The sequence below is a fragment of the Chitinophaga sp. 05T412 genome (assembly GCF_056396465.1).
The window spans coordinates 56148-81647 of sequence record NZ_JBFTLN010000019.1 but is presented as its reverse complement, the minus strand read 5'-3'; the positions used below and the strand labels follow the sequence as shown (position 1 = coordinate 81647).

24 protein-coding genes and 1 tRNA gene are annotated in these 25500 nt (G+C 44.0%); 14 read left to right on the top strand and 11 right to left on the bottom strand.

All coding sequences use genetic code 11. From position 1 onward, the window contains the following. Window positions 1-151: 151 nt before the first annotated feature. Window positions 152-574, bottom strand: coding sequence for a response regulator (locus AC1DFM_RS30820; RefSeq protein WP_477080631.1), 423 nt, complete (start codon window positions 572-574; stop codon window positions 152-154). Between the two features lie 136 nt (window positions 575-710). On the opposite strand from AC1DFM_RS30820, the gene AC1DFM_RS30815 reads away from it, so the two are divergent. From AC1DFM_RS30815 to AC1DFM_RS30795, 5 genes are read left to right on the top strand one after another with little or no spacing between them, the layout of a single operon-like run. Then, window positions 711-4724: a response regulator gene (locus AC1DFM_RS30815; RefSeq protein WP_477080630.1), complete on the top strand. Its 4014-nt coding sequence runs from the start codon at window positions 711-713 to the stop codon at window positions 4722-4724. 4 nt (window positions 4725-4728) lie between these two features. Further along, a complete protein-coding gene (locus AC1DFM_RS30810) occupies window positions 4729-5103 on the top strand; it encodes a response regulator (protein WP_477080629.1) in 375 nt (124 codons plus the stop codon). Next, a complete protein-coding gene (locus AC1DFM_RS30805; RefSeq protein WP_477080628.1) occupies window positions 5100-5933 on the top strand; it encodes a CheR family methyltransferase in 834 nt (277 codons plus the stop codon). Before AC1DFM_RS30810 ends, AC1DFM_RS30805 begins: the two co-directional genes overlap by 4 nt. Window positions 5934-5952: 19 nt before the next feature. Continuing rightward, a complete protein-coding gene (locus tag AC1DFM_RS30800; protein WP_477080627.1) occupies window positions 5953-6525 on the top strand; it encodes a chemotaxis protein CheB in 573 nt (190 codons plus the stop codon). Between the two features lie 35 nt (window positions 6526-6560). After that, window positions 6561-7823 (top strand): hybrid sensor histidine kinase/response regulator, encoded by a 1263-nt coding sequence (locus AC1DFM_RS30795; protein ID WP_477080626.1) that lies wholly within the window; start codon window positions 6561-6563, stop codon window positions 7821-7823. Between the two features lie 36 nt (window positions 7824-7859). Here the strand turns inward: AC1DFM_RS30795 and AC1DFM_RS30790 are convergent. From AC1DFM_RS30790 to AC1DFM_RS30765, 6 genes are all read right to left on the bottom strand, one after another. After that, a tRNA-Ala gene (locus AC1DFM_RS30790) sits at window positions 7860-7935 on the bottom strand. Between the two features lie 62 nt (window positions 7936-7997). Next, the gene (locus tag AC1DFM_RS30785) at window positions 7998-8417 is read right to left on the bottom strand and encodes a response regulator (RefSeq protein WP_477080625.1); all 420 of its coding nucleotides are present in this window, start codon (window positions 8415-8417) and stop codon (window positions 7998-8000) included. Then, window positions 8401-9498: a sensor histidine kinase gene (locus tag AC1DFM_RS30780; protein WP_477080624.1), complete on the bottom strand. Its 1098-nt coding sequence runs from the start codon at window positions 9496-9498 to the stop codon at window positions 8401-8403. Before AC1DFM_RS30780 ends, AC1DFM_RS30785 begins: the two co-directional genes overlap by 17 nt. Before the next feature lie 19 nt (window positions 9499-9517). Then, a complete protein-coding gene (locus AC1DFM_RS30775) occupies window positions 9518-11647 on the bottom strand; it encodes a sensor histidine kinase (RefSeq protein WP_477080623.1) in 2130 nt (709 codons plus the stop codon). A gap of 74 nt (window positions 11648-11721) precedes the next feature. After that, on the bottom strand, window positions 11722-12372 hold the full coding sequence (locus AC1DFM_RS30770) for a hypothetical protein (RefSeq protein ID WP_477080622.1): 651 nt from the start codon (window positions 12370-12372) through the stop codon (window positions 11722-11724). Window positions 12373-12458: 86 nt separating this feature from the next. After that, complete coding sequence (locus AC1DFM_RS30765) at window positions 12459-13556, bottom strand: ThiF family adenylyltransferase (RefSeq protein ID WP_477080621.1); 1098 nt, start codon at window positions 13554-13556, stop codon at window positions 12459-12461. Between the two features lie 449 nt (window positions 13557-14005). Between AC1DFM_RS30765 and AC1DFM_RS30760 the strand changes: the two genes are divergently transcribed. Continuing rightward, window positions 14006-14740, top strand: a complete 735-nt coding sequence (locus tag AC1DFM_RS30760) for a superoxide dismutase (RefSeq protein WP_477080620.1) — start codon at window positions 14006-14008, stop codon at window positions 14738-14740. Between the two features lie 76 nt (window positions 14741-14816). On the opposite strand, the gene AC1DFM_RS30755 is transcribed toward AC1DFM_RS30760, so the two are convergent. The 3 genes from AC1DFM_RS30755 to AC1DFM_RS30745 all read right to left on the bottom strand — a co-directional run bounded on the left by AC1DFM_RS30755 (window position 14817) and on the right by AC1DFM_RS30745 (window position 18687). Further along, window positions 14817-16439 carry an ArnT family glycosyltransferase gene (locus AC1DFM_RS30755; protein ID WP_477080619.1) on the bottom strand — a complete coding sequence of 541 codons (1623 nt, stop codon included), beginning with the start codon at window positions 16437-16439 and terminating at the stop codon, window positions 14817-14819. 137 nt (window positions 16440-16576) lie between these two features. Then, window positions 16577-17245, bottom strand: a complete 669-nt coding sequence (locus tag AC1DFM_RS30750; RefSeq protein ID WP_477080618.1) for a phosphatase PAP2 family protein — start codon at window positions 17243-17245, stop codon at window positions 16577-16579. Between the two features lie 11 nt (window positions 17246-17256). Continuing rightward, window positions 17257-18687, bottom strand: a complete 1431-nt coding sequence (locus AC1DFM_RS30745; RefSeq protein ID WP_477080617.1) for an LptF/LptG family permease — start codon at window positions 18685-18687, stop codon at window positions 17257-17259. A 133-nt stretch (window positions 18688-18820) separates the two neighbouring features. Between AC1DFM_RS30745 and AC1DFM_RS30740 the strand changes: the two genes are divergently transcribed. Beyond that, window positions 18821-19438, top strand: a complete 618-nt coding sequence (locus AC1DFM_RS30740) for a hypothetical protein (RefSeq protein ID WP_477080616.1) — start codon at window positions 18821-18823, stop codon at window positions 19436-19438. Here the strand turns inward: AC1DFM_RS30740 and AC1DFM_RS30735 are convergent. After that, window positions 19435-19815, bottom strand: a complete 381-nt coding sequence (locus AC1DFM_RS30735) for an START-like domain-containing protein (RefSeq protein ID WP_477080615.1) — start codon at window positions 19813-19815, stop codon at window positions 19435-19437. The two genes, AC1DFM_RS30740 and AC1DFM_RS30735, sit on opposite strands and share 4 nt — an antisense overlap. Window positions 19816-20178: 363 nt before the next feature. On the opposite strand from AC1DFM_RS30735, the gene AC1DFM_RS30730 reads away from it, so the two are divergent. From AC1DFM_RS30730 to AC1DFM_RS30700, 7 genes are all read left to right on the top strand, one after another. Next, the gene (locus AC1DFM_RS30730; protein ID WP_079473598.1) at window positions 20179-21045 is read left to right on the top strand and encodes a sigma-70 family RNA polymerase sigma factor; all 867 of its coding nucleotides are present in this window, start codon (window positions 20179-20181) and stop codon (window positions 21043-21045) included. Between the two features lie 171 nt (window positions 21046-21216). Next, a complete protein-coding gene (gene ffh, locus AC1DFM_RS30725) occupies window positions 21217-22542 on the top strand; it encodes a signal recognition particle protein (protein WP_477080614.1) in 1326 nt (441 codons plus the stop codon). A 109-nt stretch (window positions 22543-22651) separates the two neighbouring features. Next, window positions 22652-23113, top strand: a complete 462-nt coding sequence (gene rpsP, locus AC1DFM_RS30720) for a 30S ribosomal protein S16 (protein ID WP_477080613.1) — start codon at window positions 22652-22654, stop codon at window positions 23111-23113. 159 nt (window positions 23114-23272) lie between these two features. After that, the gene (gene rimM, locus AC1DFM_RS30715; protein ID WP_477080612.1) at window positions 23273-23797 is read left to right on the top strand and encodes a ribosome maturation factor RimM; all 525 of its coding nucleotides are present in this window, start codon (window positions 23273-23275) and stop codon (window positions 23795-23797) included. Between the two features lie 79 nt (window positions 23798-23876). Further along, a complete protein-coding gene (gene trmD, locus AC1DFM_RS30710; RefSeq protein WP_477080611.1) occupies window positions 23877-24548 on the top strand; it encodes a tRNA (guanosine(37)-N1)-methyltransferase TrmD in 672 nt (223 codons plus the stop codon). 119 nt (window positions 24549-24667) lie between these two features. Beyond that, window positions 24668-25015, top strand: a complete 348-nt coding sequence (gene rplS, locus AC1DFM_RS30705; protein ID WP_079473603.1) for a 50S ribosomal protein L19 — start codon at window positions 24668-24670, stop codon at window positions 25013-25015. 161 nt (window positions 25016-25176) lie between these two features. Beyond that, window positions 25177-25473: a Sec-independent protein translocase subunit TatA/TatB gene (locus tag AC1DFM_RS30700; protein WP_477080610.1), complete on the top strand. Its 297-nt coding sequence runs from the start codon at window positions 25177-25179 to the stop codon at window positions 25471-25473. Window positions 25474-25500 lie beyond the last annotated feature (27 nt).

The window sequence follows — 25500 nt, the reverse complement described above, 5'->3', positions numbered from 1 at the left end:
GCTGTAGTCATTAAGGATCGATTAACACTTAGCCGCATGATATTAACCACCTTTATAGCAACAAAGCATATGCTCAATGCATATATGAGGGTTTAAAAATAGTAACAATGGTAGAAAAGCCGCCTCACAATTCTTTGTGAGGCTTTTTTCTTTAAAATTGCTTTTGCTGGAGAATATTGGTGAGTATATGTGTCAGCTCATGCAGACTATTAGGCTTCGTCAGAAAATAAGCAGCACCCAGCTCCCGGGTTTCTTTCTTATCTGACTCATGTGAAGAAGTGGTATAGATGATAACAGGAATGTGTTTTAAATGATCCAACTGCTGTATTTCAGCAAGGAATTGTTTCCCGTCAACTCTGGGCATATTCAGGTCCAGGAATATCAAATCTGGGATAGGGTGAGTACTTAATTTAGTTAATGCGTCTTCCCCATTTGTAGCTTCCTGGTAAATAATATCCGGTGCCAGCTCTTTTAATACTTCACCAAATATCATCCTGTCGTCTATATCATCATCAATTAAAAGTACAGAGGTATATTTACAACTATCAGCCATATCTATTTTGAATAGAGACAAATCTATGATTTTGTTATTATTTTATTATCATTATAATTCAGTTTTGCCTGCCGTTTGGAATGAAATGTGCTTGAACCCGGTAAGCAATGCTGTTGAGGAATAATACCAGCATTTAAAACTAAACAAGCTCAGGCAGATGAAGAATTTTTTTATGCGACTTCCATTGCCCCGGAAGTTGATGCTAATAGCTGTAATACCACTGATTTGTCTCATCTATTTTGGCGTAGCGATATTTAATAAACAAAACGCAGATATTGATACCATTGATAACCTGGTCCGTAAAGTCACTACGGCAACGGCTATCATGAAGGTTGCAGATGAAATACATATGGAGCGCAGAAACAGCGTGAACTATGTATTACAAACCGGTAGCCTGAACGACCTGCTGACACAACGTGCCAAAACAGATCTTGCCATTGATGCCGTAAAAGGCCGTTTGCTGGCAAGCGACAGCCGTTTCTTCCAGTACTCACTGTTGAATACACTCCCCAAAAAGCGTAAAGACATCGACAATAAAAGCATGCCCCAACGGGAAGTACTGGATTATTATTCCAATCTTATTTTCCGTTTGAGCGACCTGGCCAATACCAATACACCGGATATTCCCGTGCTCAAGGGATTACAACAGGATATGAATGCGCAGTACCTGCTGGCACAGATGTCAGCCTATCAGGGCATGATACGCATGGACATCTATTACTTCATGTTGAAAAAAGACGTTTGGCCGGAAGATTTTGCCCGTATCGAAAATAATACGGACATGTATAATTCCCTTCGTGCAGAACTACTGGATAAAGCTTCTCCACAGGTAGTGAAAGATTTTCAGAAGATGGAAACCACCAACGAGTACACCATCACCACAAACTTCATCAACAGTACAATCGCTGCCCGTAAAATAGATACACTTTTCAACGCTGATTCCTGGTGGGATAATTCTTCTCTGGCAGTAGACCAAAGCAAACAATTACAGCGCAGCATCATGGATAAGGTAGGCAGAGATGCTAAAGTCATTTCCCAGAAGGAAAATGACCTGAAAACCCGCTACCTCGTTGCTCTCGTGCTGATAGTGGTATTGGTAATTGCTTTCGTTACCATCACCATCAAAAGCATCACAGATGGCCTCGAACTCCTGAGAGTGGCTGCGGTCAACATCGCCAAAGGAGTGCCGGGGTCGGCGCCCGAGATACATGCCCGGGACGCCATCGGCAGTCTGGCCCGTTCTTTTAGCGTCATTGATCAAACCAGTCAGGAGTTATCAGTGGCAGCTGATAATATCGGCAAAGGAAATTTCAATATTGATGTGAAACCCCGCAGCAACGATGATGTACTGGGACATGCCATTGTACAAATGGCCGTCGATCTCAAACAATTCCGCTACCAGAACGATCAGAAAATATGGATACAAACGGGATTGAATAATGTCAGTGAAACGTTATTGGGTGAAAAAGATCTGGGTACACTCAGCCAGGATGCTTTAAATGATATGGTACAATACACTGGTGCACAAACCGGGGTATTGTATGTCAGGTATGCAGCAGAGTTACATTTGTCTGCCGGTTACGCGCTGTCTCCGGAACACCCGGCGCCACGGGTGATTGAAGTGGGTAAAACCTTGCTGGGACAGCAGGTATTGGAGAAAAAAATACTTTATCTCGAAAAAGCCCCCAATGATTTTCTGCATATTGCCGGCGGCACCGGCGCCGCACAACCTGGCTACGTATTGATTATCCCATTGATTCACGCCGGAGTTACAGAAGGTGTGATGGAAATCGCTTCCCTCTACCCATTCAGTGAAAATGTGATCGACTTTGCGAAACAGGCTTCGGTCAACATTGCCATTGCGCTGCAAAGCACCAGGAGCCGTACCCGTCTGCAGGAATTATTGGAAGAAACCCAGGCGCAGGCAGAAGAACTGCAGACCCAGCACAGCGAACTGGAAAGCATGAACGTGGAGCTGGAATCACAGGCCCAGAAGCTGCAAGTATCGGAAGAGGAACTGAAGGTACAACAGGAAGAACTGATGCAATCCAACGCTGAACTGGAAGAGAGAAGCCGCCTGCTCGAAGAGAAAAATCAAATCATCGTAGAACGTAATCTGGATATACATAAAAAAGCAGAAGAGCTGGCCCTCAGCACCCGCTATAAATCGGAGTTCCTGGCCAATATGTCGCATGAACTGCGCACGCCGCTGAACTCTATCCTGCTCTTATCAAGACTGCTATCTGAAAACCATGACCTCAACCTCAATGGTGATCAGATAGAATATGCGCAGGTGATTAATAGCTCCGGTAAAGGGTTGCTCACGCTGATAGATGAAATACTGGATTTGTCGAAGATAGAATCCGGTAAAATGGAATTGGAATATGGGGATGTATCCATCGCAGATATCTGCTCCAATATGCAGGCGCTGTTTGAGCCAATGGCCAAAGAGAAAGGACTGCAGCTAATATTACATACCGCTGCCGGCGTGCCTGCTACCATCGAAACAGACCAGGTACGACTGGAACAGATTTTAAAAAATCTGTTGTCCAATGCCCTGAAGTTTACCGCACGGGGTTCGGTACGACTGGAAGTACAAACAACTGAAACACTGCAACAGATTCGCTTTGCTGTAAAAGATACGGGTATAGGTATTCCGGAAGATAAACAACAGGTAATTTTTGAAGCCTTTCAACAGGCCGATGGTTCTACCCGTCGCAAGTATGGTGGCACAGGGCTGGGCCTCTCTATCAGCCGGGAGCTGGCTAAATTGTTGGGTGGAGAATTAAATGTTGCCAGCGTAAGCAATGAAGGCAGTGAATTCTATATCACTATTCCGGTTACCCGCAAAGCAGTTGCTCCCGCCAGTGATCCTTTCGTACTCCCGTCACCGATAGTGGAATCGTCTGCTGTTGCATCAGATACGCAACGCTTCCTGTCGCCCACTATTCCGGAAGGCATTAGTGATGATCGCGGCCTTATTAAGAAGGGAGAACCTGTAATATTGATTGTGGAAGATGATACTAACTATGCTAAGGCATTGCTGAGCTTTACGCATGCGAGAGGTTATAAAGGCATTGTTTGTGTACGGGGAGATGAAGCCGCAGAAATGGCACGTATCTACAAACCTATGGGCATTTTGCTGGATATTCAGTTACCCATAAAGGATGGCTGGCAGGTGATGGAGGAATTGAAAAATGACCCGCAAACCAGACCGATACCCGTGCATATCATGTCTTCCATGGAAGTTAAAAAAGAAAGCCTGCTGAAAGGCGCGGTAGACTTTATCAGCAAGCCGGTAGACATGGAAAGCATGCAGCTCATTTTTGAGAAAATGGAGTTTGTATTGCAACGCTCTACTAAGAAGGTGCTGATACTGGAGGAAAATGCCAAACATGCCAAAGCATTGGCTTACTTCCTCGGTAATTATGAAGTGACTTCAGAAATCAGTGATAATGTGGCCGACGGCGTATCACTGCTGCAACAAAAAGATGTGGATTGTGTGATCCTGGACATGGGTATCCCGGATGAAAAAGCTTACGAAGCACTCGAAATGGTGAAAGAGATAAAAGGGCTGGAAAACCTGCCCATCATCATTTTTACCGGTAAGAGCTTGTCGAAATCAGAAGAACAACGTATCCGTCAATATGCCGATTCCATTGTGATAAAAACAGCGCATTCCTATCAGCGTATGCTTGATGAGGTGTCACTGTTTCTACACCTGGTGTCTGAGAATGCACCTGTTGCCGCAGGAGGTAATGGTAAAATGGGGATGTTGAATGAAGTGTTGAAAGATAAGACGGTGTTAATAGCCGATGATGATGTGCGCAATATCTTTTCTTTAACCAAAGCACTGGAGAAACACCAGATGAAAGTATTATCTGCTGTAGATGGAAAAGAGGCGCTGCAGCAGCTTAAAGAACATCCGGCAGACATTATACTCATGGATATGATGATGCCTGAAATGGACGGATACGATGCCATTGCCACTATCCGGAAAAGTCCCGAATGGAGAAACCTGCCGATTATTGCGGTGACTGCCAAAGCCATGATGGGCGATCGTGAGAAGTGTTTACAGGCAGGCGCCTCCGACTATATTTCCAAACCGGTAGATGTAGATCAGTTATTGTCTCTCTTACGGGTATGGTTATACGATAAAGCCATGAAATAGTTGTATGGAACAGAAACAGGTACTAATAGTAGATGATGATATGCGCAACATTTTTGCGCTGAAAGCCGTGTTGAAATCCAGGTCTATTCCTTGTTTATCGGCCGCTACGAGCGCGGAAGCGTTGCAGCTGTTATCCGCCAGTCACAACATTGGTGTAGTGCTGATGGATATTATGATGCCGGATATGGACGGGTATGAAACCATTGCTGCGTTGCGCAGCATGCCCTGGAATCGTACTTTGCCGGTGATTGCAGTTACCGCAAAAGCCATGGTAGGTGATCGCGAAAAGTGCCTGGAAGCAGGTGCTGACAACTATATTTCCAAACCCATTGATGTAGATGAATTACTCTTGCAACTACAACAATATTTATCCATGTGAATGTGAGCAGTAACCCGATAAGTGAGCCCGAAGTTAATTTGCTGTTGAATGATGTACTGGAAAGGTACGGCTACGATTTTACAGCATATGCACCCGCTTCTATTAACCGGCGGGTGAATCACCTCTATGTGACAGACCGCTTTCCCAGTTTTGCCGAATACCGTTATCGTGTTATTTCTGATCCGGCCTACGCACTGCGCTTTGTGGAAGAGATTACCGTGAATGTGACAGAGATGTTCAGAGATCCTTCATTTTATCAGGCTTTGCGTACACAGGTGTTGCCCATATTAGCTACTTATCCGTTTATTCGTGTCTGGCATGCGGGATGTTCTACAGGAGAAGAGGTCTATTCTTTTGCTATCCTGTTGAAAGAAGCCAGGCTGCTTCACAAAGCAGTGATCTACGCCACAGATATCAATGCCAGTGTACTGGAGAAAGGACGAAAAGGTATATTCCGGTTATCACAAATGCAGCAATATTCCCGAAATTACATGGAGTCAGGTGGCAGAGAAGATTTCTCCGCTTACTATACGGCTAATTATGAATATGCTAAATTCCGGGAAGACCTGGGTGAGAAAATTATCTTCTCACCACATAACCTGGTGACGGATGGTTCTTTTAATGAGTTTCAGCTCATCATATGTCGTAATGTATTGATTTACTTTAATAAACAATTGCAGGACCGGGTACTGACCTTGTTTAGTGATAGCCTTGAACAGCTTGGGTTTCTGGCATTGGGCAGTAAGGAAACACTTAACTTTACCAGTGTAACCGCAAAGTTCAGGCAACTGGAAAGCCGGGAGAAAATCTGGCGGAAAATGCAACTGTAATGATGAAACAATAGTCCTTATGATAACAGCGCCGTATTTAATTGTAATTGGTGGTTCAGCCGGAGGGCTCCAACCCATTTTAACATTGCTACCCGGATTGACCCATTCACTCAACGCCGCTGTTATCATTGTTTTACACCGGCAAAGCCACTACGAATCTGTATTAACGGAATTGTTGTCTTCCAAATCATTGTTGCCGGTGAAGGAAGCTGCTGAAAAGGAAGTACTGTTGCCGGGAGTCATCTATATTGCGCCCGCCGACTATCACCTGTTGATAGAACGCGATCATACGTTGTCGCTGGATGATTCAGAAAAAGTGAATTTCAGCCGTCCCAGTATAGATGTGACTTTCTCTTCTGCAGCGCTGGCCTATCGCAGTAATATGGCTGCCCTGCTGTTGTCTGGCGCCAATAGCGACGGCGCCGAAGGATTAATAGATGTACACGAGGCTGGTGGTACAACCGCTGTACAGGACCCAGCCACCGCAGAAGTAGATTATATGCCACGCCAGGCTATTGAGCTGGCGCCGGTAGATATCATCCTGCAGCCAGGCGAAATGGCCGGTTTTATTAATGAGATAGCCCGTACATAACAGGTATGTGGTGACCACTTAAACAAGTTTGACGTATGATTTTAATTGTAGATGATAAGCCGGAGAACATACTGTCTATCAGGAAAACACTCGAACTATACCAGTTTGAAGTAGATGCTGCTTTGTCGGGAGAAGAAGCGCTACGGAAAATATTAAAGCATAATTATACCCTCATCATCCTGGACGTACAAATGCCCAGCATGGATGGCTTTGAAGTAGCAGAAGCGCTTTCCGGCCACAGTAAAGCAAAGGATATCCCTATTATATTTTTATCGGCGGTTAATAAAGACAAAAGATTCATCGTAAAAGGATATGATTCCGGTGGTATTGATTATATCACCAAGCCGGTAGATCCGGATATCCTGTTGATGAAGGTGAAAACATTTTCCCGTCTCTACCAGCAATCGCAGGAACTGAAGCAAATGCATCAGTCGCTCAAGGAAGAAGTAGAGGTGCGCAAACTGGCGCAGGAAGCATTGATTGCGCATCAGCAGCAGGTGAATGAAATGCTGGAACAAAAAGTGCGGGAAAGAACAGAAGAGCTACGGGAGATCAACAAATCCCTGGAAGCCAGTAACCACGACCTGCAGCAATTTGCTTCTGTGGCTTCTCATGACCTGAAGGAACCCCTGCGTAAAATTCAGCTGTTTGGCGCCATTTTAAGAGATAAGTTTTTACAGATGGACCCCAGCGGCCTGTCGTATATGGAGCGCATTGTAGGGTCGTCAGAGCGCATGGCAAAGCTCATTAACGATCTGCTGAATTACTCCCGCTTATCCGTCACTAACATATACGAGGTAACGAACTTCAACCAGGTAGTCAAAGAAATTCTCAGTGACCTGGAGTTGATGATCACCGAGCGGAATGCCATGATATCGGTGGGACCGATGCCGCTTATTGAAGCTGTGCCGGGACAAATACGGCAGGTGTTCCAGAATATCATCAGCAATGCGCTCAAGTTTTCCCGGAAGGATGTTCCCCCGGTTATTGATATCAGTGCGGAAGTGGTGACCGATTTAAACCCTGATAGTGCAGCCTTTGCCCATGGTCAGTATTGTCGGGTTGTAATCCGTGACAACGGAATAGGATTTAATGAAAAATATCTCTCGAAAATATTTACCATATTCCAGCGCCTGCACGCCTCTGAGTTGTATGAAGGAACCGGCATTGGGTTGGCCATCGCCAAAAAAGTAATAGACAAACATGATGGTATTATTACGGCCAGGAGTAAGGAAGGAGAGGGGGCTACCTTTGTGATGGTATTGCCGTTGCGGCATGGGAAAAACAATGAAGCATAAAAAAAGCCTGTAAATCTTACGATCTACAGGCTTTTTTGGTGGAGGATAGCGGGCTCGAACCGCTCACCTCAAACATGCCATGCTTGCGCTCTACCAGATGAGCTAATCCCCCGTATGTCAAATTTCCCCTTGCGGGAGTGCAAAAATATATTTTTTATTGTAAACACCAACATTTTATAAAAAATCTTTGAAAATTCCTTCTACGGTTTCTTTCAGATCCTTTAGTAGTAAGGGTTTACGGAGCAATTTTATCACCATTGGATTGGCGTTGGTGCGGGTAATATCGCTATAATCCAGGGAAGACGACACCATTACGATGTGGCACTGCGATTTTACTTTGTGTGGATAAGCATCAAATGCCTGCAAAAATTCAAATCCATCCATCTCCGGCATTTGTATATCCAGGAGGATAACAGTAGGAGGTATTTTGGGTAAAGCGATATTGGAAGAAAGAAATTCCAGGGCCTTGTTGGCATTGGCAAATGAAAGTACCGTTCTGCTGATTTGTTGAAATCCAATCAACTTCTCATGCAGCAATAAATCAATCTCATTGTCATCAATCAATATGACGCGCAGGTCAGGTATCGAATTCATTTCTGTTTGGGATGGTAATTTCAAATTGGGTGCCTTCACCATATTTAGATTCTACATTGATAGTTCCTCCGATTTTGCTGAGTGCTTCTTTCACAATGTATAAACCGATACCACTGCCCGGTTTATTATTGTTTTTGGAACGGAAAAACATCTTGAAGATATTATTCAGGTGTTCACTCAGAATTCCGATACCGTTATCACGTATGCAAATAGTGGCTTTGTGCGGCTCTACTTTCACGGCCAGGTTCACCATCGGATTGGTTTCGTCCGGTTTTTGGTACTTAACAGCGTTCGAAATAAGATTGTTTAAAATAACACTGATCCGGAAGGTATCTCCCCTGAATTCTATCCCCTGTTCTACCTGGGTCTGGAAGCGAATGTCTGTATTCTGTGGCTTAAAGGCGGTGATACAGTCATTTAACAGGTTATTGAAATCAATTTTCTCGTATTCTACTTCTAAACGGGAATTACGGTAGTACTCTATGATCTTCTGTATAAAATCATCCAGTTTCAACACACAGCTTTCCACCATGTTGATATACCCGTTGGGGTCCACCACGGAGTTGTCGAGCCGGGACAGGTTGATGATACCCAACACCGACATCAATGGGGAACGCAGATCATGCGAGGTAGAGTAGATGAAGCGGTTTAACTCATCATTGGTTTTTTCCAGCTCTTCGATCTTTTCCCGCAGTTGCTTACGGGTGCGGTAGATCTCGTAGGCGTTGTTGATGGTTTTATGCAGCTCGTTTTCGTCCCATGGCTTTTTGATATAGGAGTAGATGTGACCTTTATTGATGGCATCTATGATATCTTCCACATCCGTATAGCCCGTCAATAAAATGCGCATCGGATCGGGGAGGACATCTTTTATTTCATTAAAAAATTCCACACCGGTAGATACGGGCATTTTCTGATCAGCGATAATGATATGCACCATGATCTCTTTCAGCAGCAGTTTCCCTTCCTGCGCCGAGGTAGCCGTATAGATTTCATAACTTCTCCGGAAACTCGCTTTGAATGCGTTGAGGTTATGAATCTCATCATCTATGTATAATATTCTAATGCGGTTTTCTCTCATTAAAAGACCTTATGGTTAATTACGATAAATGGTTTGATATGTCCAGTGGTAAATATATAATAAATTCTGCTCCTTCTCCCGGGGCTGAGTTTACGATAATTTTACCCTTATGCTTCTCTATAATACTGAACACAATAGATAATCCCAGCCCGGTACCTTCGCCAACATCTTTGGTGGTAAAGAAGGGGTCAAAGATCTTTTCCCTTACTGCTTCCGACATACCAATACCGGTATCTTTGATCGTAATCACAATAAAGGAATTTTCCTGTGCTGTTTTTATAGAGATGAATTCGTTGTGATGTTCTTTCTTGGTTTTAATAGCATTCAATGCATTAGAAAAGATGTTCATAAACACCTGATTGATTTTCCCTGCATAGCATTCTATTTTCGGCAAGCTGGCGTAGTCCTTAATGATGTTTACATAAGGAGGAATAGCATTGCGCAACAGCACCAGTGTAGAGTCAAGTCCTTCATGAATATCGATAGACTTCACATCACTTTCATCCAGCCGGCTGAAGGTACGTAATCCTTTTACGATTTCTGCGGTGCGGGCGGCCCCGTCTTCGATTCCTTTTATCAGAGAAGAAATTTCTTCGTGTATATAATCGATGTCGATTTCTCTTTTGAATTGAGCAATATCCGCCAATGTTTTAGGAACATCGCTACTGGTGGGCAATTCATCGTAGCGATTCAGTAACTCTCTCAGGTCTGCGATATCCAGTTTCAACGGTTTGATATTGGATGTCACGAAGTTGATAGGGTTGTTGATTTCATGGGCAATACCGGCCGTCAGCTGACCCAGCGATGCCATTTTTTCTTTTTCTACCAACCGGGTTTGTGCATCTTTCAGGTTAGTCAACGCAGTATTCAATTCCAGGTTAGTGGCCTGCAGGTCTTCCGTTCTATCTTTTACCTTGGTTTCCAGTATGATATTTTGTTCTCTTACCAATCTTTCATTTTCCTGTGAAATAGCCAGTGCCATTTGTTGGGAAGCTTCTTTTTCTGCTTTGAAAACGTTGATCTTATGGGCCAGCGCAAAGGACAGTAGCAGTACTTCACAACCTGATCCTATCTGTAGCGCATAGTAAGTAAAGTTATTATACGGCAGCACATTGAAATTGCGGAGTACGAATATGAAGATGCTGATCAGAAATACCGACCAGGCCAGCAGGAAGAATCTTGCGGCATTAATGCCCTTCAGGCTGATACGCCACGCCACCACAAAAGCCATGGTAGCAGCCAGGAAAGCGGCTATTTGTACCAGTATCTGCGCGTAGGTGTATTGATCTGTGAAAGTAGGAACGAAGCAAAGGAGATATAATCCTATCACCACATTCAATAGCTTATGCCCGAGTGGGTAATTAATTTTGGTAGATAGGAACTTCTGTATAAATATCACCGCTGTCAGTCCATTGAAGATGGGCACCAGCACAGTAGCATGCATCGCCAGCCAGGAGCTGTTGGGATACAGGAAACGGAAGGAATAACCCTGTAGCGTTACCTGCGTGAGCCCCACGCAAATAATATAGCTCACATAAATGAGATAGCTATTGTCGCGGGTGGAGATGTAAATAAAAAGATTGTAACATGCCATGGCGATAATAACGCCCACGTATATACCAAAAATCAGTTCCCTTTTATTGTTTTTCTCATATACGGTTTCGGGGGTACCCAGGTAAATAGGTAGCTGTAATTGCTCACCAGCCCTCACTTTCAGATAGTATTCCCTCGTTTCATTGGTGGGAACCTGAATTTTAAATTGATAATTCTGATGATCATAGCCCCTGTTTTTATAAGCTGTGAATTCTCCCAGCCGGGTGCTTTTAGTACTTCCATCCGGTAATATTTCATACAGCGTAATATCATCGATAATCGGATATTCTACTTCCAGTAACAGCTGTGCTGACTTAGTACGATTAATAATGGAAAATCTTGCCCACTGGGTATAAGGGGTGATCTGGAGATTGGGTACTTCCTGGCCGGAAGGTTTAAATTGTTGTTGCCTGACGCCGTCTAAAGTAAGTACATTATCCTTGTCGGTATATAATGAAAGAGCCCCGCCTATCTGTATCAGTGCCTTACTGTTGTTGTACACAACAGGTTGTGCTGTTGTTGGAAACAGGAATAGCAGGGTAAAGATTGACCACAAAACAACAATCTTAGACAACATCAATTAATGAGATTATGAGGCTTTAATTTAAATTTATTTTTTTAGTTGTTTGTTCAGATGGTAGCTTGCGCGTGTGTAGGGATTTTAAGGCTGTAATTCACCTCGTATGATCCCTTTGGTCCGACTTCAATTTTTGACTGAATAGGATTTTCCCGCAAATCAGCGATCAGTAACTTTTCTTTAGGATCTGCATAGGGCAGTTCATAAGGGTCGGTGATCACCATCGCGGTAGCCAGGAAGTCATCTTTCGGATAGAAGAACGTACCATTATTGCCTAGTGATTCATCAATAACGAAGCCAACACGTTTGCCTACCCGGGTGGTGATAGGCGCACACAATACATGATAGGTATCTATCGGTAACTGTGCCCCCAGTACTACACCTACTCTGGCCAGTACCTGGCTGCCAATTCCCATTCCTGCTACTTCTTTTGAATTCCACATGCCACAGATTTCAGCACTTCCTTTTTTTACGTAAGAGTAGATCTTTTCGTCGTATTTGCCAATCGCCGTTTCAATGGGGAGTGGTAATACGCCGTCTGCAATCTGAACACGAGCTCCCCCATATGTCTTGGTACGTGTTTCGTCCTCAACAATGATCACTATCGTGTTTTCGTGTTGCATCCAATCTGCGCTGCCGGAGGTTACCTGGGCGATGCCGAAATAAATTTCCAGCAACTTGAGGTGACCGGTATAAAATCTCATACAAGCCTCAGGGTCATCCGGAGCCCTAAATACCCTTACATTAATCATGACATTTCGGAATAGCGCTTATACAAGGCATAAGTATGTTAAACAATCAACTGCTCAAAATCTATGTAATACCTGCCTGAGCTTTTTAGCTGATCCAGGGCGATTCGTCGACATGTATCGGCCACCAGTGCGCCTCCCAATACTACGGAAGAAGCCAGTTGTGGCCAGGTTGTAATGGTTTTACCAATTTCACCTAAAGAAAATTTAAATCTGGCGGAAGCGTTCTCCAGGGAAAGCATTGGGGTGAAGATGGGCAGCTTTTCCGCATCTGTGAGGCCTTTCAGCGTGGCAATGTCTACTTCCGGAATCAGCCCGTGCATCAGTGGCCGATTCGGTTCCAGATCAAAGCGCTCAATATCAAGCATTCCCCGGTCATTCATTTCCATGATCACAGGAATCCCTAATGCTCTCGCTTTTATTCTACTTAACAGTTTAATATCTACGCCGTCACACTCTTCCACAAAAATATCCAACTGGCCGCCTGCTGTAAAGAAATCGTCCATATTGGCTTCTGTCATCCCGTCTTTATAAATCTTTACTTTAATAAAAGGGTCGAGCTCTGCTATTTCACGGGCGGCAATCACCACCTTAGAGGTTTGCAAATTATGTACCCCGGAGCGAATCCGGTTCATGTTGGTCAGCTCCAGGGAGTCAAAGTCGGCCAGACGCAGTTCTCCACAGATCCTTTCCATTGCCAGTGTTAATGCGATCGATTGCCCAACTGATAAGCCAACAATGCCAATCTTCTTCTTTGACAACACCGCAATTTCCGCTGCTGTGATTTTATGTTGGTTCCGGCTGGTTCGTAATTCAATAAAATCGGCCTCATCCACGAGATGAACAACGCGGTCTATCCAGGAATAATATACCCATACCCCAAAATGATCTATGGGAGTTTCCCCCAGGTAAGCCTTTACCTGTTCATCATATTCCTCCGGCGTCAGGCGCTTAGTAGGATTCCTGATTTTCATCAGCTCCTTCAATTGTGAATAAATGTTATCGTTAATACGGATTTGCGGACGGGATTTTAAAAGGGCTTCAAATGCCTGAAGATCTTGTGCTTGCTCTAAATCGTAAAAAACAGGCTGGTAGTCGTTACGCTCATCCTGTTGTAGCCTGATGTACTCTTGTATCATGTTTCCTGCTTTATCGCGGTAGTGCTCGGTTTTGCTCGCACTGAATTAGTTATATCGTTGTGAACAGCAAGCAACTCTCATTGCTCCATAATTTGCCTCTTGTCAAGATGTTATGTAGTCGGTTATTACGTTGGCGCATTGGCGGGTTAATGAACAGGTGACTAGTTTACCTGCCAGGCCCGGGATAAATATGTCTGGCAATCATAAAGTTAACTACAAACCATGCTTGTAATCAAGATATGAATGTAAGGTAAAATAGTAATTTAATGTGAAAACTACCCAAAAGTTTTCCTTTAATTTGATATTAAATTCCTGTTTTTATACTTTTATCTTAGTTTTAATATCACTTTCCATCTCTTCCCACCAATAAGATTTGGTTTAATATTTGAGGCCTCTTGCACCTGACTTCGATCTTTATTACACTCTAATATATATTAAAAATAGTAAATATGGATAAGAGAGAATTTCTCAAGCTTACCAGCCTTGCCGGCGCCGCCATTCTGAGCGGGCCATTGAGCAGCCTGGCCTCTTCCTCTTCTTCAGTATCCGGCCAGCCGGCTTTTGCCGATCCTAAAGCACCCTTTGTTCTTCCTGCTTTACCCTATGGATACGATGCACTGGAACCCAACATCGATAAACTCACGATGGAAATTCACCACGACAAGCACCACGCTGCCTACGTGAAAAACCTGAATGATGCGATTGCTGGTAGCACATTCGCCAGCCTTACCCTGGAGGAAATCCTGAAGAAAGTAACGGATAAGGATAAACCAGCCATTCGCAACAATGGCGGCGGACACTATAACCATTCGCTTTTCTGGACATTATTGTCGCCCACTAAGCAAACGCCTTCTGAAAAAATGAAAGCGCTGATCTCTAAAGATTTCGGTAGCTGGGAAGCCTTTCAGACCCAATTCAACGATGCCGCCAAAACCGTTTTTGGTTCCGGCTGGGCATGGCTGATTGTAACTCCAGGTAAAAAACTGGTCATCACCAAAACGCCTAACCAGGACAATCCGCTGATGCACAACATCGTGAAAGATAAAGGCACGCCTATTCTGGCCCTGGACGTATGGGAACACGCTTATTACCTGAAACACCAGAACAAGCGCCCGGAATACATCGACGCATTCTGGAATGCTGTTAACTGGGATGAAGTAGAAAAGCGCTATAACGCAGCATAAAACAATCGTTACTAAAAATACAGAAGCCCTTCCGGTTACCGGAAGGGCTTCTGCTGTATATAGGTGTCTGGAACGGTTACTTCCGTTTCAGGAATACAAATCCATTCTTTTCTCCAATCACTTCCAGGTTAGGATGCTGCCGGTATGGCTCACTATCCGTAATACGGCAAATGAAATACGCCGGTTTATCTATCTGCCCATTCAGCAACCAATCCAGGTTATAATAATTCTTATTGGTATGTGGCTGTTCCCGGGTATAGTAGTGTTGTGCATAACTGTGATACCCCAACGCTTTTACGTATACATCTTTGCCCTGCAGGGAAATGAAATAGTCAATAGCAGCCCGTTGGGAATACGCTTCTATCTTAGGTACAAAGTGTACAACGGTCACCTGTATCACCACAATGGTGCTAAGGAACAGACAGAGCAGGCCTTTCGTAATCTGTTTACGTACCAGCAATACACCGCTGATGATCACTAAAATCATATAGCCGATCCCGTAAGCCGACTCCATCACTGACCACGGAACAACTGCCTGCAGATTGGCCAACGCAAACTTGTCACCGATGTATGGAAGGAGCATATCCTTATACACGCCTACCAGCGGAAGCACTGCTATGGCCAGTCCCAACACCAGGCCGATAAAAAATATCAGGGCAATATTCCAGCCTTTTAAGAGCTGTCTGCCTTCTGCAATTTTATACACCTGCCATGCCGCGAGGAAAGACAGTGGGAAGTAACACAGCGAAGAGTAGTGTACAATCTTGGTTTTAACGATAGAGAAGAGAATCAGTACTACCCAGAATAATACCCACATCCATACTTTGAAATCCTTCATTTCGGCGGCCGCAGGCGTGGAATAGATGGTTTTCTTTCTGCGCTGTAAATAACCGAACAGAAAGGTGCTGGCCGGGAAGCAGCCTATGAGCAATACTATCCAGTGGTAGAGGAAAGGTCCTCCATGACCGGCATCTTCAGTTGTCAGCAACCGGATCTGGTAAGCCACAAACTCATTAACAAACCACCAGCCATGCGCCACTATTTCATAACCAAACCACAGGAGGGTGGTGAGACTGGCAAATAAGGCAATCAGCCCCAGGTGAGCAAAGCCGATACTGATTTTACCCTTGTTCCAGAGCCAGTATACCAGCAACGTGAGCAAGGCTACAAGGATGGCCACAGGGCCTTTTGTCAGTACAGCCAGTCCCAGGAATAAACCGCTGAGCATCGCCATTCTAAAGGATTTGCTGTTATAAGCAACCCGATAGGCAAAGTAAATGGAAAGGAAAATAAAGAAGTTAAAAGTAGGGTCAATGATGCCCGACTTGAAGTAGAAGTGTGGTAACCAGGAGCCGGCATACACCAATGCCCACCAGAAACCCAGTTTCTCATCTACCAGTCTTTTACCGATAGCAAACAGACTTACAATAGTAGCAATACCAATAATGGCATTCGGAAAGCGTGCAGCGAAATCATTTACGCCAAAAATCATCATACTTCCCACCTGCATCCAGATGAATAATGGTGGTTTTTCCCAGAAAGGACGGAAGTCGATTTGAACCTGGCTATAGTTGTGACTTACTATCATTTCCCTGGCTGCTTCCGCAAAATTAATTTCGTCCCAATCAAACAAGTGTACAGCGCCCAGAAATGGTATAAATAGCAAAGCCGCTACCAGGGCAATCAATAGATATTTCATTAACAGTTTTTATCGTTGGCACAGCAGGAGTAGCTATAAATACAACGGATTTGCAAATAGATGCAGCGAATGTTATTATCCGCTTACTTATCTATCTGCAAATCCGTCAGTAACGCGCTCCTGTAATTTCTTTTTCTTTAGGTAGTTGTATTAGCTTGTAATACAGCCTCAGCACATACTTCAGGCGATGACGACCTGAATTTAAAAAATCCATATACGGTAATCGTACTTAAGGTGCCCACAATACTTCCCACGTATACATCAGCGAAGAAATGCTGCGCCAGATAAATACGGGAATAAGCGGCACACAGCGCCATTCCTATTAACAGTAATCCCAGTTTTTTATTACGTGAGATCACCGCCAGGAAGCTGAACATCCCGAATGCAGCAGCAGAGTGTCCGGAAGGGAAACTACAACTGCTATGCACTGTTACCCATTTTACGGTATGTACAAGGGTGGCCGTTTCATCGCCAAAATAGCTGATGGGCCTTGGTGCATTAAAATAATGTTTGGCTACCTGCACAACGAGGGTCACCAGCAGTAATACTGCCAGTCCAATGAAAAATAGTCTGAATCTTTGTGTCACCAGCATCAGAAACAAAACTATTCCAAACATAATACCGTCGCCGAGGTAAGTAAGCCCCGTGACAACCACATCCGCCCAGCCGGAATGTTCTCCGTTAATACTCAGGAATAATTCCCTTTGGCTGTAGGTTGCCAGCAACACTCCGCCTACTATGACCCATAGTAAGAAGGGCAGAAAGAAGTATGCATTCTTTCTGAACAGTGTAAACAGCGTTTTCAATTCTGTAGGTTTTAAATTGTAGGTTGTTTTTTAAATCTTCGTAAGAACTTTTTTACTTCTTGAATAACGCGAAAATAATACTCTTTATTAAAAAGCTGTGAATCATTCATGGCTTTAACAATTAGGAAACCTGCAATAGGCAATAGCACTATATTAGATAACCACATGCCGGACCATGTAAACATCACACCACTTTTCGCCATTTTCTCGCCGATCATGAAAAATACGTTAAATATCACAAAGAAAATCACCGCAAACACCAATGGAGTGCCCAATCCGCCTTTCCGGATAATAGAGCCCAGAGGGGCGCCTATCAGGAACATCACCACACAGGCCGCAGCCAGGGTGAATTTACGCTGCCATTCCACTTTATGCTGGACAATAAGATTGTGTTTATCTTCATACTCCAAAGTAGGCTGATCCAGGGCGCTCACCGTTTCCCGCAGATTTTGTTCTGATCTTTCCAGTACAGAACGACGGCTTTTTTCCGGCACTATTTCTTCAAAATGTTTCACTTTCAGCGGAGGCGCAGTGGCAGCCCAAGCGCTGTCTTTCCATTTGAAAAACGGATACCGCACAGTTACATACGCATTAACGGTTTTGCTGAACTGTTTTTCGGCTTTCTGCATGGAGTCAATGGCCATATCCAGCTGCCGCACATTCAGCATTTGCTGGTTAGAGGCAAACAGGTCCATGTTTAACCGGTTAAAGGCAAAAGAGCTGAGGTCAAATGCTTTACTGTATTTCTTAAATCCTTGTCTGATCATGTCACCAGGAACGGTATAACCGCGGTTACCTCTTTCCTCGTATCGCCAGCCGTTTTCCAGCACAAAGTACAGGAAGCGTTTGTTGGCGGTGAGTACCATTTGTCCTTTCTCCGCCAGGATCACGGCATTACCGTTTTTATGATCAATGATCATGACCTGGTGGATGGTTTGATTGTCTTTATCTTTCTGCGCTACTTTGATGGTGTAGTCAGGAATATCTTTATAAAAAACGCCGGCTTTAATGTTAAATGCCGGTTTGGAATTGGTGATATCGTAAAGTAAAGATTTGGCTTGCAGGTTAGCTACGGGGATCACATAGTTGGCAAACAGGAAGGCGAGGACACCTATCACCGTACAAACAAACAATAAAGGGCGTATAAAACGCAGCAGTGAAATGCCGGAAGACTTCAACGCTACCAGTTCAAAGCTTTCTCCGAGGTTACCAAAAGTCATGATAGACGACAGTAATACCGCCAGGGGAAGGGCAAGGGTTACCAGCGTGGCGCTGGTATACGAAATCAGCTGAATAATAACACCGGTATCCAGGCCTTTACCCACCAGGTCATCCACATACTTCCAGAGGAACTGCATTACCAGCACGAATAAGGTGACAAAGAAGGTGGCAACAAAAGGACCCAGAAACGTTTTGATAATGAGTTTGTCGAGTTTTTTCACTGATAATGTGGTATTAAAAAAATTGGAATCCCGATATTCGTATTTTACTATTTCAGGATGCTACTAAACGGCAAAGTTAGCACGATTTCACAAAGGAGTGTTAAGCCCTACCTGAAAATACCGTTAAAATTATATGGAAAATTTTGAATTAACGTCAGAAGAAGCCACCATTGTGGGTAGCACGCATTTTATCCAGTTGAAAAACAGCGCAATAGAGAAAGTAATGGGTTTGATGGGAAACCTGGAGCGGGCGCTCGCGGCGTACGACCGGGACACTAATTTCCCTTTTCAGCCGGAATGGTTGTTACAGGGAGGTAAAATTTCGAGGGGAGAGCAGTATAAAGGGCTACCATGGGTAATGCTGGATTATCCCCGGTTTTTCCATAAAACAGGCATTTTTGCATTTCGTACCATGTTCTGGTGGGGGCATTACTTCAGCGCTACCCTGCATTTGGCGGGTAATGTAAAAGTGCATTTCAGCACTGCCTTAATAAATGCTTATTCGAAGCTGGCGGAGGCCGGATTTCAGGTGTATGTACAGGAAAATCCCTGGGAGCATGATTTCGAAAATGGGAATTACTGTTTCATAGACACGCTTAGTTTAGATGAGTGGGAAACGTTGGTTAGCCGTCACGATTTTATTAAGTTGGCTAAACCCTTCGTGCTCAGTCATTGGGGCGAAATAATTACTGATGTAGTGAAGGCTTATGCTACGCTACTCAATGTACTTGACAATCAACGCGGTGCTTAGCTGCCGATGCGGTGGAAGAGATCTTTCACCTGGTATCCCCATAGCTGACTTTGGTCCTTTATTTCTTTCTTCTCAGCGAAATCTTTTACTACCAGGATAGTTTCATTCGTTACTTCAGAAATTTGTATACGGAACTCAAAATATTCTTCCTTGGGTGCATGCGTCCAGTGCAGCCGGATGTACTCGTCTTCCTCTTGTTCCAGGACTTCTGCTTCTTCAGCAGTGCCATTCCAGGAGAAGGAAAAAACATTATCCCTGAAATCAACTCTATCTGCAAACCACTCCTGTAAACCAGCGGGTGTAGATAAGAATTCATACAGGATACCGGGTGAGCACCGTACCGGAAATTCTAACTCATAAAGCACTTTCTTAGACATCTCTCAAATAATTAGTAAATCAATATCATCCAGTTGCAATTATAGAAAATATTTTACTCTGTCAAAATAATTTACGGTTTTTTTTTAAAGAATGCATAAAAAGTTTATACGCCTTAGTAAAACTATATATATTATCGTTTTAATAAATATCAAAATTTAATATATGGGAATGCCTGCTGTTTCGCCTTTATAGTGGCGAATTTCCACGAGAATTGCAAGCTCTTAATGATCAATCGATTTTATTTGTAAATGATCTAAAAACAATAGATTTTTTTTGGTTGCTTTCTAAAAAAAGTTATTTTTGTCAGGCATTCATCAAATCTTAACTTTTTCTTAACCTGTAACTGTTCCGACTCTATGTCAATGCGCCAACTTAAAATCACTAAATCCATTACCAACAGGGAGTCTCAATCCCTGGAAAAGTATTTACAGGAGATTGGGAAAGTGGATTTAATTACGCCGGAAGAAGAGGTAAACCTGGCTATCCGGATCAAGCAGGGCGATCAGAGAGCGTTGGAGAAGCTTACCAAAGCCAATCTTCGCTTTGTGGTATCTGTTGCAAAACAGTATCAGAACCAGGGCTTGTCGCTCAGTGACCTGATCAACGAGGGGAACCTCGGGTTAATTAAAGCTGCTCAACGTTTTGATGAAACGCGCGGTTTTAAATTCATTTCTTACGCCGTATGGTGGATTCGCCAGTCGATCCTGCAGGCATTGGCAGAACAATCCAGGATTGTTCGCCTCCCGCTCAATAAAGTGGGCCTGAGTAACAAGATCAGCAAGGCTTATTCCCAACTGGAACAGGAATATGAAAGAGAACCATCTCCCGATGAATTAGCCACCATCCTCGAAATCAACACGGAAGAAGTGGAAGCCACCCTCGGTGTAGCTGCCCGCCACGTATCCATGGATGCGCCGTTTATTGATGGAGAAGATAATTCCCTGCTGGATGTACTCGAAAATCCGAACGCTGTCAGCGCCGATGAAGAACTGGATCACCACGATTCACTCCGCCGCGAAATAGAACGTTCCCTTTCCACGTTAACGGACCGTCAGAAAGATGTGATCATGCTGTACTTCGGTATTGCGGTAGAACATCCGATGTCCCTTGAAGATATTGGCGAAAAATTTGGCCTCACCCGCGAACGCGTACGCCAGATCAAAGACAAAGCCATTACCAAATTGAGAACTACCTCCAGAAGTAAGTTGCTCCGCAACTACCTCGGATAATTGATATAATTTTTTAAGATTAGCGAAGATAGATGAGGAAAAAGCCTCTTCTGTCTTCGCTAATCTTTTTTTATCACTGGATAAGACCAACCAGTAAAATCACTTAAATCCTGTTTTCCGACAAAATCCCGTAAAAAAATATACTTTTGCAATCCGTTTAAAATACCAACAATGTTTGAATCATTATCAGAGAGACTCGATTCCGCGTTTAAACAGCTTAAAGGGGAAGGTCGGATTTCCGAAATTAATATAGCCACTACTGTTAAAGAGATCCGTCGTGCACTGGTAGATGCGGACGTGAACTATAAAATAGCCAAGGAATTTACTGATAAGGTAAAGGATAAAGCGCTGGGTGAGAAGGTATTAACTTCCATTTCTCCCGGACAGCTGATGGTGAAAATCGTAAAGGACGAACTGGCAGAACTGATGGGTGGTACTGAGGCCGAATTTGACCTCAAAACCAATCCTACTGTCGTGTTGATTGCAGGTTTGCAGGGTTCCGGTAAAACCACGTTTTCCGGTAAACTGGCCAGTTTCCTGAAATCCAAAAAGAACAAGAAACCTTTACTGGTAGCAGCAGATATTTATCGCCCTGCGGCGATTGATCAGCTGAAAGTGCTGGGAGAGCAGATCGGTGTAGAAGTATATAGCGAGCCGGAAAATAAAAATGCGGTGCAGATTGCTGAAAACGCGATCAAACACGCAAAAGCGAATAATAACAACGTGATCATCATCGATACCGCCGGTCGTTTAGCGATCGATGAGGCGATGATGACCGAGGTAGCCGCCGTTAAAGCAGCGGTGAAGCCTCAGGAAATCCTGTTTGTGGTGGATGCCATGACCGGCCAGGATGCGGTAAACACCGCTAAAGCGTTTAACGAACGCCTGGATTTCACCGGGGTGGTACTGACCAAATTGGATGGTGATACCCGTGGTGGTGCTGCCTTGACCATCCAATACACAGTAGCTAAGCCGATCAAGTTCGTGAGCATGGGTGAAAAACTCGATACCCTCGATGTTTTCTACCCTGAGCGTATGGCACAACGTATCCTGGGGATGGGTGATATCACCACCCTGGTAGAACGTGCACAGGCGCAGTTCAATGAAGAACAGGCCAAGAAACTCGAAAAGAAAATCCGTCAGAACCAGTTCGATTTCGACGATTTCAAGGAGCAGTTACAACAGATCAAGAAAATGGGTAACCTGAAAGATCTGATGGGCATGATCCCTGGCGTTGGAAAGGCGGTGAAAGACCTGGACATCAGCGACGATGCTTTTAAGGGCATTGAAGCCATGATCAACTCCATGACGAAGGCTGAGCGTGCCGACCCCGATATGATCGACGGAAGCCGCCGCAAACGCATCGCGAAAGGGGCCGGAAAGGATATTCAGGACGTTAACCAGTTTATGAAGCAGTTTGAGCAAATGCGTCAAATGATGAAGATGATGAATAAATTTGGTGGCGGTGGTAAGGGTTTGAAAGGAATGATGCGTTAATACGATCAAATTGATATAAATTTTTTTTGCAAATATCAACTTAGTGGTTACATTTGCATCCCTAATTAAACAATATTTCCTAACTCGCAAAAAATAACTCGACTTATTTATGCCAGTAAAAATCAGACTGCAGAGACATGGCGCGAAAAAAAGGCCTTTCTATTTTATCGTAGTAGCCGACGCGCGCGCACCAAGAGATGGTAAATTCATCCAGAAAATTGGTACTTACAATCCTTTAACAGTTCCAGCTTCTATCAACATCGATACCGAAAAGGCATTGCGTTGGTTGCAGAAAGGTGCACAACCTACTGATACTGTTAGAAGAATCTTGTCATTCAAAGGTGTATTGTATTTGAAACACCTGTTAAGAGGTGTTACCTTGAACCTGTTCGACGAGCCTACTGCTTACCAAAAGTTCGCACAATGGCAAGCTGAACACGAACAAAAAGTTTCTGCCCGTCGTGACGGTCACAAGAAAGCTCGTATTGCTGCTCCAATCGTAAGAAAGGTAGAAGATACTCCAGCTCCTGCGACTGAAGCTCCAGCAGAAGGCGAAGGTACAGAAGCATAAAACGGCGACGTTTTAACAATACCTGAAAAAGGAAATATTTGCAACCGCAAATATTTCCTTTTTTAATTTTTGTGGAATCGATTTAGCCTTTGGTAATCAACCGCTAACCAGGCTGTTGAACCCTAATGGCTAACTCGCAGGACTAACCAGCAAAAGCTAATGGCTAATAACTATTTCAGTATCGGTAAACTCGCATCGGCGCATGGATTACAGGGCGACCTGGTGCTCAGGCACAGCCTGGGCAAAAAATCTTCGTTGAAAGGAGTGACCGTAATTTTCCTGGAAGAGCGGAAAAACAGCTTCATTCCCTACTTTGTTCAGCAGGTAACTGTAAAGGACACGGAAAGCGTGTATATCAAGCTGGAAGGCATAGATACCAAAGAAGCCGCGCATAAACTGATGCCGGCACAGGTATTTTTGCAGGAAGAGGACTTTAAGCAACAAACTGCTTCTTCCGCCCCCCTGGCCTTGCTGGGATATGCCGTGGAAGATCAGCAGTATGGCCCGCTGGGAACTATTGATGAGGTGATTGAAATGCCCATGCAGGTACTTGTTAAGGTATTTATCAAGGGCAAAGAAGCACTTTTGCCGGTGAATGAACAGTCGCTGGTTAAAATAGACAAGAAGAAACAGACCGTATTCCTGAATTTACCGGATGGTTTGATCGAGTTATACACCGAATAAGCTATCAGCTGTTAGCTATTAGCCGTTAGTGAATCGCTAAAGGCTAATAGCTAACAGCTAGAGGCTAAAAGCTAGTACGATGCGAATTGATATAATTACTGTATTACCAGAGCTGCTGGAAAGCCCGCTGTCTCATTCTATCATGAAAAGAGCGCAGGCCAAAGGCTTACTGGAAATACACGTACATCCGCTCAGGCAGTATTCCAGCCTGAAACACAGCCAGGTAGACGATTACCAGTTTGGTGGCGGCGCCGGGATGGTGATGATGCTGGAACCCATCGTAAATGCAATTGAGTCGTTGCAGGCGAAGGTGCAGTACGATGAGGTTATTTACCTGACACCGGATGGGGAAACACTGAATCAGAAAATGGCCAATCAGTTGTCGCTGAAAGGGAATTTGCTGATGCTGTGCGGCCACTATAAAGGAATTGATCAGCGTATCAGGGATCATTTCATTACGAAAGAGATCTCTATCGGCGATTATGTGCTGAGTGGGGGAGAGCTGGGAGCTGCGGTACTGGTAGATGCCATTGGCCGCCTGTTGCCCGGGGTGCTGAACAACGAAACCAGCGCCTTAACAGACTCATTCCAGGATAATTTGCTGGCGCCGCCGGTATATACCCGCCCGGAAGAGTTCCGTGGCTGGAAAGTACCGGAAATCCTCTTGAGCGGAGATCACAAAAAAATCGATGAGTGGAGACACCAGGAATCGATAGAAAGAACAAAACAACGCAGGCCCGACCTGTTATAACTTAATGATACATAGGTCATATAGATTGCTTTACCATTTGAAGATGATAATTTCTTGATTTTTAATTTGGTAAATGCTATTTCTTGACTTACTTTTGCACTCCCATAAATATTTGAAAGATGAACGCAATTTCGTTTGTTCACGAACAACTGACAGCTAACAAACAGTACCCGAAGTTTAAAGCAGGCGACAACGTCACTGTCAACTATAAAATCGTGGAAGGTAATAAAGAAAGGATTCAGTCCTTTAAAGGTGATGTGTTGAAAATCCAGGGTACAGGATCAACAATGTCTTTCACTGTTAGAAAAATTTCTGATGGCATTGGTGTGGAAAGACTGTTTCCGCTTTACTCTCCTCATATCGATGGTATCGTGTTGAACAAGGTGGGTAAGGTAAGAAGAGCTAAGCTGTACTACCTGCGCGAACGTGCTGGTAAGAAAGCCCGTATCAAAGAAAAAAGGGTTTAGTATAAATACAGGGAAATTTGTTAAAAGCGGGACCTTACTGGTGCCGCTTTTTTCGTGTTCTTAAAATGGTATTAAAACTCAGGCCAGATCAGGTAAAGAGGGTGAAAAAACCGATTTTATGATCTATCTTTGATGTCTGAACATTATAAACATTTGAGAAGATGACTACTGTTTTTGTTAAATCATCATTTTTGTTTCTTCAGGATGTCGGAGGCTCTGAGCTGCTATTGATTTTCGTGGTGGTCTTGCTGCTTTTTGGAGGCAAGAAAATCCCTGAGTTAATGCGTGGCCTGGGTAAAGGTATCCGTGAATTCAATGACGCCAAAAACAATGTGCGCCAGGAAATTGAAGAAGGCATGAGAGATAAACCTGCTGCTCCTGCTGCACCGGCTACTACAGATGCTCCACATACGAGCTCAACCGTTATTCCGGAAAATCCGAACCATAACGCACAGTAATCGCCAACATACACCAAGCGTAGTTTT

Coding starts and splice junctions, on each gene's coding strand:
- AC1DFM_RS30815 (WP_477080630.1), top strand. CDS start 711: ATGAAGAATTTTTTTATGCGACTTCCATTGCCCCGGAAGTTGATGCTA.
- AC1DFM_RS30810 (WP_477080629.1), top strand. CDS start 4,729: ATGGAACAGAAACAGGTACTAATAGTAGATGATGATATGCGCAACATT.
- AC1DFM_RS30800 (WP_477080627.1), top strand. CDS start 5,953: ATGATAACAGCGCCGTATTTAATTGTAATTGGTGGTTCAGCCGGAGGG.
- AC1DFM_RS30795 (WP_477080626.1), top strand. CDS start 6,561: ATGATTTTAATTGTAGATGATAAGCCGGAGAACATACTGTCTATCAGG.
- AC1DFM_RS30785 (WP_477080625.1), bottom strand. CDS start 8,417: ATGAATTCGATACCTGACCTGCGCGTCATATTGATTGATGACAATGAG.
- AC1DFM_RS30780 (WP_477080624.1), bottom strand. CDS start 9,498: ATGAGAGAAAACCGCATTAGAATATTATACATAGATGATGAGATTCAT.
- AC1DFM_RS30770 (WP_477080622.1), bottom strand. CDS start 12,372: ATGAGATTTTATACCGGTCACCTCAAGTTGCTGGAAATTTATTTCGGC.
- AC1DFM_RS30765 (WP_477080621.1), bottom strand. CDS start 13,556: ATGATACAAGAGTACATCAGGCTACAACAGGATGAGCGTAACGACTAC.
- AC1DFM_RS30760 (WP_477080620.1), top strand. CDS start 14,006: ATGGATAAGAGAGAATTTCTCAAGCTTACCAGCCTTGCCGGCGCCGCC.
- AC1DFM_RS30755 (WP_477080619.1), bottom strand. CDS start 16,439: ATGAAATATCTATTGATTGCCCTGGTAGCGGCTTTGCTATTTATACCA.
- AC1DFM_RS30740 (WP_477080616.1), top strand. CDS start 18,821: ATGGAAAATTTTGAATTAACGTCAGAAGAAGCCACCATTGTGGGTAGC.
- AC1DFM_RS30735 (WP_477080615.1), bottom strand. CDS start 19,815: ATGTCTAAGAAAGTGCTTTATGAGTTAGAATTTCCGGTACGGTGCTCA.
- AC1DFM_RS30730 (WP_079473598.1), top strand. CDS start 20,179: ATGCGCCAACTTAAAATCACTAAATCCATTACCAACAGGGAGTCTCAA.
- ffh (WP_477080614.1), top strand. CDS start 21,217: ATGTTTGAATCATTATCAGAGAGACTCGATTCCGCGTTTAAACAGCTT.
- rpsP (WP_477080613.1), top strand. CDS start 22,652: ATGCCAGTAAAAATCAGACTGCAGAGACATGGCGCGAAAAAAAGGCCT.
- rimM (WP_477080612.1), top strand. CDS start 23,273: ATGGCTAATAACTATTTCAGTATCGGTAAACTCGCATCGGCGCATGGA.
- trmD (WP_477080611.1), top strand. CDS start 23,877: ATGCGAATTGATATAATTACTGTATTACCAGAGCTGCTGGAAAGCCCG.
- rplS (WP_079473603.1), top strand. CDS start 24,668: ATGAACGCAATTTCGTTTGTTCACGAACAACTGACAGCTAACAAACAG.
- AC1DFM_RS30700 (WP_477080610.1), top strand. CDS start 25,177: ATGACTACTGTTTTTGTTAAATCATCATTTTTGTTTCTTCAGGATGTC.